Raw genomic sequence first — 12,539 nt, 5'->3', positions numbered from 1 at the left:
AAAAGTTCTATTCTTCCAAGAAATTAGGATACATATAGTTCGTTGCCGGAACAAACGTTTCTTTAATAGCTTGTGGTGAAACCCAACGCAATAAATTGAAGATCGTTCCTGCTTTATCATTAGTACCGGATGCACGACCACCACCGAAAGGTTGTTGATCAACAACAGCTCCTGTCGGTTTATCGTTGATGTAGAAATTACCAGCAGTGTGAGTTAAACGCTCTGTCATTTCCTCGATGTTGGCACGATTTTTAGAGAAAATAGCTCCGGTAAGAGCGTATGCCGATGATTTATCCAGAATATCTAATGTTTCATCTACTTTTTCCGGATCATAAACGTAAACGGTTAAGATCGGACCGAATAATTCTTCCCGCATGGTAATGTAATCCGGTTTGAAAGCTTGGATAATGGTCGGTTGGATAAAATATCCGGCACTCATATCGTAATGCCCGCCGATAATCACTTCTGCATCTTCCGATTTGTTTGCAGCATCAATTGCGTTAGACAATTTAACGAAAGATGCCTCATCAATAACGGCGTTTACAAAGTTCGTGAAATCTTCAACTCCACCAACTTTTATGCTAGCCATGTCCTCTTGCACGTAGTTTTCTACTTCGGGCCAGATATTGGCAGGAATGTAAGCGCGTGAGGCGGCAGAACATTTTTGTCCTTGATACTCGAACGCCCCGCGTACGATGGCTGTTGCCACTTCTTTAGGACATGCTGTCGGGTCGGCGAAAATATAGTCCTTACCTCCGGTTTCCCCAACAATTCTCGGATAACTTCTGTATTTATCAATATTTTTCACGATAGTAGCCCAAATATCATTGAATACTTGAGTTGATCCCGTGAAATGTATACCTGCAAAATCTTTATGAGAGAAAATAACATCGGCAGCCGTCGGGCCTGAACAGTAAACCAAGTTGATAACACCGTCAGGTAATCCGGCTTCTTTTAGAATTTCCATAATCAGATGTGCCGAATAGACGGCTGTCTTGGATGGTTTCCAAACGCAAACATTACCCATTAATGCCGGGGCACCCGGTAAGTTACCCGCGATAGAGGTAAAGTTGAATGGAGTAAGGGCGAAAACAAATCCTTCCAAAGGACGCCATACCGTACGATTCCAAATTCCCGGAGCGGAATTCGGTTGCATATGGTATATTTCGTACATATTTTTCACGTTGAAACGGAAGAAGTCAGCTAATTCTGCCACACAATCGATTTCTGCCTGGAAAGCATTTTTGGATTGTCCTAACATGGTCACGGCATTCATCCGTTGACGATAAGGTCCGGCTAAAAGATCAGCCGCTTTTAAGAAAATGGCAGCCCGACTTTCCCAGCTCATTTTTTCCCAAGCCGGTTTAGCTTTTAATGCAGCATCAATTGCCATTTGCACGTGGCTGGCATCCCCTTGGTGATAATGTCCGAGTAGATGATGATGATCATGTGGCGGACGAATATCTACCAGTTTCCCCGTGCGAACTTCTTTCCCGTCAATGATCATTGGAACATTGGCAACGATAGAACGCAATTGATTGATTTGTGACTTCAATTCTTTTCTTTCCGGAGAACCCGGTGCATAACTTTTGATGGGTTCATTGGTAATGTTTGGTAGTTTAAATACTCCTTTGGGCATATTTTATTCTTTTATGTAGTTAGTATTCTTTCTAAATTTCCCAAATATAAAAAATATTTGATGGATAAAACAAGATATTTGTCATTTTTTATATGATTTCGTCGGGTTGCAGGTTATTTTTATGTGCAAATTTTGAATTTGCAACCTGTAACTTGTGAACTTGTAACTTGTAACACACGGGAAAACTCGTTTGCCCGTGTCTATAAGTTTCGTATATTTGCACTCGTTAAAATATAGAAGGTTTTATTTTGCATGATGATATATGATTTCAATTAATAATGTAAGTGTTTTATTTGGAGATTACGCGTTGCTTGACTCTATCTCTTTTCTGGTGAACAAAAGAGATCGGATTGGTCTGACTGGGCGTAACGGGGCCGGAAAGTCTACATTATTGAAGATATTGGCCGGGGTACAAGAGCCTTCCGAGGGAAGTGTATCTGTTCCTTCCGGGTTGAAAATCGGGTATTTGCCACAGACGAAAGTGTATGCAGAAGGTAAGACCGTACGGAAAGAGGCGGAAACAGCGTTTAATGATGTGCTGGATTTGCAAGCGGAATTGGAGCGTTTGCATCGGGAACTGAGTGAGCGTACAGACTACGAGTCGGATAGTTACATGGCGCTGATTGATAAATTGAACGTGAAAACCGAGATGTTGCATATGCGAGGGGCGGATAATATGGACGGTGAAGTTGAGGTCGTGTTGAAAGGATTGGGATTTCGGCAGGAAGATCTGGAACGGCGGTGCGAGGAATTTAGTGGGGGATGGCGTATGCGGATTGAGTTGGCTAAAATATTATTGGCACGTCCCGATGTTTTTTTATTGGACGAGCCGACAAATCATTTGGATATAGAGTCTATATCTTGGTTGGAGTCATTCTTGCAAGGTTATCCTGGGGCTGTGGTTCTTGTTTCACATGACCGTGCATTTTTGGATAATATTACAACCCGGACGGTAGAGATCTCGCTGGGAAAGATATACGATTATAAAGTATCGTATACACGTTTTACCGAATTACGTAAGGAACGTATCGAGCAACAGCAACGTGCTTACGAGAACCAGCAAAAGCAGATTAAGGATACGGAGGATTTTATCGAGCGTTTTCGTTATAAGGCGACAAAAGCGGTACAGGTACAATCCCGGATCAAACAACTGGAAAAAATAGAACGAATCGAGATTGAACAGGAAGATTCAGCACGAATCAATGTGCGATTTCAACCGGCGGTACGTTCGGGGGATATTGTCGTGAGTGGGCGGGATTTGAGTAAAGCGTATGGTGATCACGTGGTACTGCATGAAGTGAATCTTGATGTGCTGAGAGGAGAGAAAGTTGCTTTTGTCGGAAGGAACGGAGAAGGTAAAACAACTTTGGTGAAGATGATCATGGATCAGATCCCCTATGAGGGAAACCTGAAGATCGGGCATAACGTGAATATCGGGTATTTTGCGCAGAATCAAGCTGATTTGCTTGACCCTTCGTTGAGTGTTCTGGATACGGTAGATCAAGTGGCAGTAGGTGAAATCCGGAAGAAAATCCGGGATATATTAGGGGCTTTTCTGTTTTCCGGTGAGGATGTCGACAAGAAGGTGAAGGTGCTTTCCGGGGGAGAGCGTACCCGCTTGGCAATGGTACGTTTGTTATTAGAACCTTATAACGTGTTAATCTTGGATGAGCCGACGAATCATCTGGATATGCGCACGAAAGATATATTGAAAGATGCGTTGAAGAAGTTCGAAGGAACTGTGATTGTCGTTTCCCATGACAGGGATTTTCTGCTTGGGTTGGCAGATAAGGTGTATGAATTCGCCAACAAGGGGATAAAGGAATACCTGGGAGGTGTTGCGCATTTCCTAGAGGCTAAGAAACTGGAATGTTTCCGAGAATATGAACAGATGCACCCTCGAAAATTGCAGCAGGAGGATGTTGTGGAAGAGGAGATTGTTTCTGAAAATAAAATTGCTTTTGAGGAACGGAAACAATGGAATAAAGAGATCAAAAAGTCAGAAGTGAAGATCGAGAAGTTAGAAGTGGAAATTGCTGATTTGGAACAAAAGATCGGGGAGGCAGAGGGAAAAATGGCAGAAGGCGTGATTAATGATGAGTTATTAAAAACTTATGATGAGATGAAAAAACGCTTGGAAGTCTGTATGGAAGAATGGGAAGAGGAGAACGGGCATTTGGAAGAATTGAAAGCTAGAAATTAATAATAACGAATAAGATGGCAAAGTTTAAACAAGAGTGTATTTTCGGAATCCGGGCCGTGATGGAGGCTATACAGGATGAGAAGGAAATTGACAAGGTGATGTTCCGTCAGGGAATAAAGGGGGAGTTGTTCCAACAATTATTTTCGCTGGTGCGTGAACGTCAGATTCAGTTCCAGTACGTACCCGAAGAGGTGTTTAAACCGTTTGCCGGGAAAAATCATCAAGGAGTTTTGGCAGAGGTTTCTCCAATTCCTTACCAAGACATAAATACGGTCGTGGATGCTGTGGTGGCGGAAGGGAAAATACCATTAATACTTATTTTGGATCGGATTACTGATGTTCGAAATCTGGGTGGAATTGCCCGTACGGCAGAGTGTGCCGGGGTGAGTGCCATTTTAATTCCGAATAAGAATTCTGCAAAAATATCTTCTGATGCGATTAAAACATCTGCCGGGGCTTTATACCATTTGCCTGTTTGTCGGGAGAAGAATCTCAAAAAGACGATAAAAGAATTGAAACGAAGAGGGTTAACTTTATTTGCTGCCACGGAGAAAGCAGATAAATTTTATACCGAAGTGGATATGAAAGAGGGATGTATGATTATTATGGGAGCGGAAGATACCGGTATTGATGAAGAGTTGTTAGTATTGGCTGATCAACAAATTAAAATTCCCCAGTATGGGAAAATAGAATCTCTGAATGTTTCTGCTGCTGCTGCGATCCTGGTGTATGAGGCGGTGAGACAAAGAAGGTAGAAATCTTACTTAGTATAAACGAAATAAAGCAGACAAGTGTCTGCTTTATTTCGTTTATTTATTTGATTAAAGTCTTCTATCATACCAGGAATCCCGTTTGGTTAATTTCAAATCCCTCAATAAAGAGGATCGGACGTGAATTTCAAAGTTGTAAGACTGGTGCTGTCCGAACGGCATACAGTTGAATGTCATTTCCCAACAATGTAAGTCTCTCGTGACACTAAAACTGGTTGAAGTAACTTCTTTGTTTTTAATATCGTATCCCGATTGGAACGTGAGTTTCCATTTAGGGGTTAACGAGAGGTCTCCCGAGAAGTTAACAATCTGACTAATAGTTGGACTTCTATAAGGACTAGGTCTTGAATAGGTAAAATTGTAACTGATACTTATATTCCAAGGAACATCGAAATCCATGTAATCATCGTAAAATCCTCCTACGAGGTCATTCTTTTTCTCTTTATTTTGTCCATTATCCGCGGAAAAACTAAAATTGGTAGAGATTGTTGCGTTGGTTAAACGTCCTAGTTTTCCGTGATATTTATTATATCTTACATTATTTGTATCTATCGCGTAAGGGTCAATGGTACCGCTGAAATTCAAATCTACTTTGTTATTCAATATTTTGGTACGTGCGCTTATGGAGATATTTGAAAAGTTCATACTGTCGGCGAAGGGATTATAAGATGTTGAAAGTCTGAAACTCTCCAACAGTTTTACTTTTTTGAATTCTTCGTCTCCGGTTGTATCTTTGTCATTTCGGACTTTCATTTCGACATTGTTATCCAAACTGAAACTAATACTCCCGGATTGTTTACCGCCGGTAGTGTTCGGACGATAGGTTAAACCTTCGTGAATGTCATATTCAACCTCTTTCTCTCCATCGAAGTAGCTCTTTTTGTAGTTACCCAAGGGTTTTATAGCGGGGGTATAGGATGCCGATATGGAAGGACGTATCATGTGCCGGATGGCAACAACTTTACATCCCGGTTTGAACATGAACATACCATATATGGTTGGGGTATACCCGATTGATCCGCTGGCTGAATAATCGTGCGAGTAATTCAACCCGGGGACATCCCGTGTGATAAATTGCCCACCGTTAGCACTCGTGTCCGGGATCCATATTTTTTCAATGGTTTTGAGGTTCAAGTAGCCGTTGTAATTTAAAGAGGGAGTGAAAGTCACGTCCTTGGCAATCTTAAATTGTAAACTGATCGGGATATTGTGTTTAAATCCATTACTCCAGTCTCTTTCAAAAGAGGATTTGAACAACTTGTCTTCTTTGGTTTGGATACTATTTCTTAATTCGGCAGAATAAGATACACCAATATTGTCATACCATTTCATTTCACCGCTTTTCCCTTTTTTACGGAAAGGATAGATTTGTGTCATCCGGAGACTCAAATTCGGTAATGTTATAGCAATAGAGGAATCCCGGCTATTCTGGCTATGATTGAACGAACCACTCAAACTGAACGGACTTTCGGGCCATTTTTTACTCCACGAAATACTGGATTGCTTTCTTTGGTTGGCAATTCCGTCTACCGTGTTGGCATTATAGTAGTTGTTATTGGCGGATGACATATCCACGGAAGCAGAGAATGAACTGTACGGGTTTGCTTTTCCATCTTGCGTGTGGGTCCAGCGTACAGACCAGTCAGATGATTCCTGATAATCAGGCAACCCCTTTTCACTGACATAGTTTTTACTGATCGTGAAGTTCAGATTACCGTTGAATTTGTATCTTTTACGGTATTGGGTTGCGTATTGTAAACCCCAAGAACCGTTGGTGTAAATATCCCCGGTGATGTTCATATCAATATAGTCATTGATATAAATATAGTATCCACCACCTCTCAAGTTAAATCCTCTCATTCGTTCCTCTCCGTAAGTGGGCATGATAATTCCCGACGTGGCTTTTTTCGTGATCGGGAAAAAGCCGAAAGGAATAAAGATCGGTAAAGGAATTCCTTCCAGTTCCAAATGGGTGAAACCGACGAATATCTTTTTATCCTTGATCATCTTCGCTTTGCTCATGTTTAGCCCAAAGTGAGGATGGTCGTGTTCGTCGCAGGTCGTGTACATACCGTGTTTCACGCAATAGACGGAGTCACTCATCTTTTTGGTTGTTTTTCCTTGAATATAACCTTCTCCTTCCTGGGTGATAATCTCGGTTACGTAACCCTTTTTCGTGTCAAAATTATAATGTAATTCAGTACTTTCAAATTCCTGACCACCATCTTTAAATTTGGGTGTTCCTTTTAATTTCCCGACAGAATCGGGTACTCCGGTTGCCATGGCTAATTTTTTATCCATGTCCAGTTCGATGTAATCGGCTCTTAACTCTGTTGTGAGGTATTTCACGAAACCATTTCCGTATAGATATACTTTTTTCTCTTGTATTGAAAATCTGACAGAATCGTCCGCGTTATAATCGATCAAGTCGTCGAATAGAGGTTTGGATTGTGTGGAATCGTTACGAATAGTGTCTATCGGGATTCCTGCAGAATCATAAACGATACGAATGCTATCACCGGGTTGTCCCGTTGTGTCAATGGCCGTGATAAAGAGATTTTGTCCGAAAATAATCTCGGACGCCAAGCCATTCGATGAGAGTATTATGGGCAGGGCGATCATTGTTAAAATGATACATTTCTTAATAAAAAGCCCTGTATATAATCTAACTTGCAATTTTATAATTATTTTTGTGACTAATTATTGCATCACGCATATTGCATTTTTGCTTTGCAAATGTAAGAAATAATGGTTGTTAATGCTCATGATTCTTTTTAAAAAGTTTTAAATACATGATAAATCAGTGCAGGTTCATATGTTTCTTGTTGGTAATCTTTTTATTAGAAGGTTCAAATTCTTTGATTGCACAAGAAGCTTTGGGTAAAATTAATTGTATTTGTATTGATGCCGGACATGGAGGAAAAGATCCGGGAGCTATCAGTGGAAAGCTGAGAGAAAAAGATATAACGTTGGCAATTGCCCTGAAATTGGGGAAAATGGTGAAGAGTGCCTATCCTGATTTGAATGTCGTATACACGAGAACAAAAGATGTCGCCGTGGATTTGAGAGAACGGGGACGGATTGCAAATAAGGCCAAAGCGCAATTGTTTATATCCATTCACGTGAATAAGTTTTCCAAATCAAGCGTGAGAGGCGTGGAAACATACGTGTTGGGGTTGCATAAGTCGGAGGCCAGTTTTCAGGTTGCCATGAAAGAGAACGAGGCTATTCATTACGAAGAAGATTATTCTGTGAAATATGATGGTTTTGATCCGAAAAAGGCAGAGTCATATATCATGTTTAATTTTTTGAAGAATAGTCATTTGAAGAATAGTATGGAATTTGCCGCACCTATACAAAAGGAGTTAATTGCGAGAACTCGTATGCCGGATCGGGAAGTAAGGCAAGCGGGATTTATCGTGTTGATGGACGTGGGGATGCCGGCAGTTCTGATTGAGACCGGTTTTATTTCGAATCCGAGTGATCAAAAGATTTTAACGTCTGAATCGGGACAAACGAATATTGCCCGGGCTATATTTACGGCTTTTCAGACCTATAAGAATAACGTGGAACGTAACAGTGTCGTGTTGACCGGTGGGCAGGATGAACAAAAAGTGATACCAAAACAAACTCCGCAGGTGCAAAAGCAAAACCAGAAAACTTCCACGATAGAAAAGAAAGAAGTAGAGAAGAATGTTACGACTTCTGGTAAGAATGATTTGTTTTATGCGATACAAGTTGCTTCTTCCAAGACACAAATAAAAGATCTTCGGTATCTGAAATTGAAAGATAAGGTGGAGGAGCTGAAGGGAACAGACCGTTATCGGTATTACGTGAAGAAAACTTCGAGTTACGAGAAAGCGTTAGAGTTTCAACAAGAAGTTCGGAAAACGGTAAAGGATTGCTTTATTATTGCTGTCTATAAGGAAAAACAAATTACCGTGGCTGAGGCAAGAAAGTTAGAACAGAAGAAATAAATGAAGAAATAAAATAATACTCATGAAAATAAGAAGAGAAGCGAAATTAGCCCTGACCGCGTTGGCTGCGGTTTTTATCTTGATTTGGGGAATAAATTTCTTGAAAGGTTCGTCCTTGTTTGAATCCAAAAGTACATTTTATGGTGTGTATGATAGTGTAGAAGGATTGAAAGTGTCTAGTGGCGTTATTTACCGGGGCTATCAGGTAGGACAAGTAATTTCGATTCAATTTACGGGAGAACGGTTCGATCGGGTACTCGTGAAGTTTTCGGTGGATAAAGGGTTGGAGTTGCCATCAAACACGTTGGCCATGATTCAGAGTGCTGATTTAATGGGTTCAAAAGTCGTTGCTCTGGTACCGGGAGATTCTCACGTGACTGCGGTAAGTGGAGACACCCTGCGGTCCCAGGTGGAGCGTGGACTTATGGAACAGGTAAGCCAGCAAATGTTGCCATTGAAACAGAAAGCCGAGCGTTTGCTGGGATCATTGGATTCAGTGATGTTAATTGTTCAAGGGTTGTTTAATGAGGAAACAAAAAAGAATTTGAGTAATAGTTTCGGAAGTATTGATCGGACGTTACGTAATTTGGAGGGAGCCTCGGGAAATTTGGATACCTTAATACAAGGGGAGTCCGCGAGAATCAGTTCCATCTTGCAGGATGTAAATAGCATCACGGGTAATTTGAGAAATAATAACGAAGAGATTTCTACTATTTTGGGGAATGTATCTGCGATAAGCGATTCTTTACGGCAGGCAAGTTTACACCAGACATTGATGAGCTTGGATTATATTTTGGCTACAACCGATTCGATAATGAATAAAATAAATAGAGGAGAGGGAACGATAGGGGCTCTTTTAAATGATAATGATCTCTATTATAATTTGAATCAAGTGAGTGAAAATTTGAATCGTTTATTAGTTGAGTTCAGGTATAATCCGAAACGCTTTATAAATCTTTCTCTGATTGATTTTTCTTCAGGAAAAAATGCTCTTGAAGAATATGGCGTGGTGATTTTCGAGTCTTCAGAACGATTGGATATTAATTCTGAATTGTATGTGCAAAATCCTGGATTGAAGGAGATTAAGTATAAGGATAAATATCTTTACATCATTGATAGCTACAAGAAATTGAAACCTGCCCAGAGGAAATTAGACGATGTTATAAAGCGTTATAATGATGCTTATATTGTTAAAATTGACTTTATTTGAAAATTAGAATTGTTCTAAATAATACTTTTGGGAGGCTGAATTTTGTTAACATAAAAAACTAGTTTTAAGAATCAAAAAAATATAGCGTAGTTCATTTTTTTTCCTTAGGTGCTAAAGCTTTATCCTTATGATAGGTTAATTAGAATGTTACGTTTATGTTAAGAATCTGTTGCAAAAAAGAGACGATAGGTAATTGTGCTGATTTAGGTTAAAGTTTTGGTTATCAATGGTGTATATCTAAAGGATTGATACCTAAAACGTAAGCAAGAATCGATAAAAAACAAGTGAAAGCATCATTTTTTTTCCAGGATTTTTTTTTCGAATTTAGCGTTCCATTTCCTAGAAATGAGATAGGGATATAAACTAATAGATAAATGAAAAGGGATTGTAAAAGTGTTTGGTCGGAATGTCTAGACTTGATCAAGGAGCAGGTGTTGCCAAGAACGTTTAAAACTTGGTTTGCACCGATTCGTGCATTGAGTTTCAAAGATGATGTGTTGACAATTCAAGTGCCGAGTCAATATGTTTATGAATGTTTGGAAGAGCATTTTGTGGATATATTGAGAAAGGCTGTTCGTACCGCTATTGGTCCGAATGCAAAACTTGAATATTCGGTTGTAGTAGAAGAGAGCCATCCTCGTGACCCTCTCTCCGTAACGATGCCTTCCAATAACATGAAAAAGGTGGAACCAAACACGGTATACGTGAATGGTAAACCGGATAGTGTTGCCCCTAAAAATCCTTTTGAGCGTAATAATAATCGTTTGCAGATAGACCCTCAATTGAATCCTTCTTACACGTTGGACAGTTATATCGAGGGAAGTTGTAATCGTTTGGCAAAGTCTGCTGCCGTGGCTATTGCACAAAATCCGGGAGGTACGGCTTTTAATCCCTTGTTAATATATGGTGGGTCCGGATTGGGAAAAACTCATTTGGCTCAAGCTATCGGTATGGAGGTAAAACAAAATTATCCCAACAAGGTCGTGTTGTACGTGACCACGAATGTTTTCCAGACTCAATTTACGGAAGCCGTACGTAAAAATGAGATAAATGATTTCTTACATTTCTATCAGTTAATTGACGTGTTGATTCTGGATGATATTCATGAGTTGGCCGGTAAGACTGCCACGCAGAATACATTCTTCCATATATTTAATCATTTGCATCAATCGGGAAAGCAATTGATTTTGACATCCGATCGTTCTCCGGCTGAATTGAGTGGTTTGGAAGAACGTTTACTTTCCCGTTTCCGTTGGGGATTGTCTGCCGAGATAAAAGCTCCTGATTTTGAAACTCGTATGGAAATAGCTCGTTTTAAGGCGCATAAAGATGGTATTGACTTCTCGGATGAGGTGTTGGAATATATCTGTAAATATGTAAGTAATAACGTGCGGGAATTGGAAGGAGCAATGATTTCTTTGCTGGCCCAGGCTACATTTAACCATAAAGACCTGACAGTTGATGTGGTGAAGGATATTTTGGGTAAAATGGTGAAGAATCAGAAAGTCGAGTTGACCGTGGAACATATTCAGCAGGTTGTTTGTAATCATTTTAACATGGCTCCCGAAATGTTGCAAGAGAAGACGAGAAAGCGGGAAGTTGTTCAGGCTCGTCAGCTGGCCATGTATTTCAGCAAGACTTACACGAATGCATCGTTGGCATACATCGGTAAACAAATTGGTAAGAAGGACCACACAACCGTGTTGTATGCTTGTAAGGCTGTTACCGATCTGATGGAGACCGATCGTGCTTTTAAGGCTCAAGTGGAGGAACTCCAAAAGAAACTTTATTGCCGTAACTAATTATCACGTTCCTTTATGGAGGAGGATAAATATAGAACCGTAAACGCGATTGCCGAAGGCCTGTACAAGGAAAAAGGCAGTCGCTTTATTTCTTTTATTTATCCCGTGAAATCCGAAGAAGAGATTAAAGATATTGTTACCGGGCTTAAGACGAAGTTTTATGATGCCCGACACCATTGTTATGCTTATTGCCTAGGGGCAAACCGGGAGCGTTTCCGGGCGAATGATGACGGGGAACCTTCTTCTACGGCGGGTAAACCCATCCTCGGACAGATTATTTCCAATGACTTGTCCAACGTGCTTATCGTGGTGATCCGGTATTTCGGGGGAATTAAGTTAGGGGTATCCGGTTTGATTCAAGCCTATAAAGAAGCTGCTGCCGATGCGATCAATCATGCAGAGATCGTGGAGCGAACGGTAGATGAAGTTATTCACGTGCGTTTTACTTATGTAGTGATGAATGACGTGATGAAAGTATTGAAAGAAGAAGAACCGGACATTTTATCCCGAAATTTTGAGATGGAATGTGAGATGACTTTGTCTATCAGACAGAAAGATATGCCTCGTCTTAGAGAACGTTTGTTGAAGATCGAGTCTTTGAGTATCGAAGATAGTGTTTCAAAAAGTGTGTAAATTCCGAATTGATTATTTTTGTAATGCAATTTTCAAAAACGAATTACAATGGAATTTACACATGAACAAATCTCGGAAATAATTTCCGAAATCACAAACGGTGAACTAGGTTTACAAGGCTTGGTTAAACAAGGTTTAGAGAGTTTAATGTTATCGGAACGTGCTCTTCATAACGAGACACGTGGTGACGTGAGTAACGGTTTTCGTGGTCGTCGAGTATGTCATGGCGGTAAGGTCTTCGAGCTTCGGGTCCCGCGTAGTCGTAACAACCATTTTTACCCGATGTTACTGGGGGTGCTAAAAGA

General features: G+C 40.4%; 8 protein-coding genes and 1 pseudogene. 7 read left to right on the top strand and 2 right to left on the bottom strand.

The window, feature by feature from the left end; genetic code table 11:
• Nucleotides 1–7: 7 nt before the first annotated feature.
• Nucleotides 8–1,639: an L-glutamate gamma-semialdehyde dehydrogenase gene (gene pruA / locus I2I33_RS09145; protein ID WP_087421740.1), complete on the bottom strand. Its 1,632-nt coding sequence runs from the start codon at nucleotides 1,637–1,639 to the stop codon at nucleotides 8–10.
• Nucleotides 1,640–1,901: 262 nt separating this feature from the next.
• On the opposite strand from pruA, the gene I2I33_RS09140 reads away from it, so the two are divergent.
• Nucleotides 1,902–3,842 (top strand): ABC-F family ATP-binding cassette domain-containing protein, encoded by a 1,941-nt coding sequence (locus tag I2I33_RS09140; protein WP_087421741.1) that lies wholly within the window; start codon nucleotides 1,902–1,904, stop codon nucleotides 3,840–3,842.
• Between the two features lie 14 nt (nucleotides 3,843–3,856).
• Nucleotides 3,857–4,597, top strand: coding sequence for a 23S rRNA (guanosine(2251)-2'-O)-methyltransferase RlmB (rlmB, locus tag I2I33_RS09135; RefSeq protein WP_087421742.1), 741 nt, complete (start codon nucleotides 3,857–3,859; stop codon nucleotides 4,595–4,597).
• Between the two features lie 66 nt (nucleotides 4,598–4,663).
• Here the strand turns inward: rlmB and I2I33_RS09130 are convergent, their stop codons facing one another.
• The gene (locus I2I33_RS09130) at nucleotides 4,664–7,288 is read right to left on the bottom strand and encodes a putative LPS assembly protein LptD (RefSeq protein WP_229128247.1); all 2,625 of its coding nucleotides are present in this window, start codon (nucleotides 7,286–7,288) and stop codon (nucleotides 4,664–4,666) included.
• A 116-nt stretch (nucleotides 7,289–7,404) separates the two neighbouring features.
• On the opposite strand from I2I33_RS09130, the gene I2I33_RS09125 reads away from it, so the two are divergent.
• From I2I33_RS09125 to I2I33_RS09105, 5 genes and pseudogenes are all read left to right on the top strand, one after another.
• Nucleotides 7,405–8,589, top strand: a complete 1,185-nt coding sequence (locus tag I2I33_RS09125; protein WP_087421744.1) for an N-acetylmuramoyl-L-alanine amidase — start codon at nucleotides 7,405–7,407, stop codon at nucleotides 8,587–8,589.
• A 22-nt stretch (nucleotides 8,590–8,611) separates the two neighbouring features.
• Entirely contained in the window at nucleotides 8,612–9,799 is a 1,188-nt protein-coding gene (locus I2I33_RS09120; RefSeq protein ID WP_087421745.1) for an MlaD family protein, read from the top strand.
• A 374-nt stretch (nucleotides 9,800–10,173) separates the two neighbouring features.
• Nucleotides 10,174–11,601, top strand: a complete 1,428-nt coding sequence (dnaA, locus tag I2I33_RS09115; RefSeq protein WP_087421746.1) for a chromosomal replication initiator protein DnaA — start codon at nucleotides 10,174–10,176, stop codon at nucleotides 11,599–11,601.
• A gap of 15 nt (nucleotides 11,602–11,616) precedes the next feature.
• The gene (locus tag I2I33_RS09110; protein WP_087421747.1) at nucleotides 11,617–12,234 is read left to right on the top strand and encodes an IMPACT family protein; all 618 of its coding nucleotides are present in this window, start codon (nucleotides 11,617–11,619) and stop codon (nucleotides 12,232–12,234) included.
• A 48-nt stretch (nucleotides 12,235–12,282) separates the two neighbouring features.
• Nucleotides 12,283–12,539, top strand: a pseudogene (locus I2I33_RS09105) (IS256 family transposase); the annotation flags it as partial.

Origin of the sequence: Butyricimonas sp. BSD2780061689_150309_C8 (genome assembly GCF_015560935.1) — a bacterium.
Lineage (GTDB): Bacteria > Bacteroidota > Bacteroidia > Bacteroidales > Marinifilaceae > Butyricimonas > Butyricimonas paravirosa.
The sequence above is the reverse complement of the archived record's forward strand: the minus strand, read 5'-3'. Positions and strand labels throughout refer to the sequence as shown.

Coding starts and splice junctions, on each gene's coding strand:
- I2I33_RS09140 (WP_087421741.1), top strand. CDS start 1,902: ATGATTTCAATTAATAATGTAAGTGTTTTATTTGGAGATTACGCGTTG.
- I2I33_RS09120 (WP_087421745.1), top strand. CDS start 8,612: ATGAAAATAAGAAGAGAAGCGAAATTAGCCCTGACCGCGTTGGCTGCG.
- rlmB (WP_087421742.1), top strand. CDS start 3,857: ATGGCAAAGTTTAAACAAGAGTGTATTTTCGGAATCCGGGCCGTGATG.
- dnaA (WP_087421746.1), top strand. CDS start 10,174: ATGAAAAGGGATTGTAAAAGTGTTTGGTCGGAATGTCTAGACTTGATC.
- I2I33_RS09110 (WP_087421747.1), top strand. CDS start 11,617: ATGGAGGAGGATAAATATAGAACCGTAAACGCGATTGCCGAAGGCCTG.
- I2I33_RS09125 (WP_087421744.1), top strand. CDS start 7,405: ATGATAAATCAGTGCAGGTTCATATGTTTCTTGTTGGTAATCTTTTTA.
- pruA (WP_087421740.1), bottom strand. CDS start 1,639: ATGCCCAAAGGAGTATTTAAACTACCAAACATTACCAATGAACCCATC.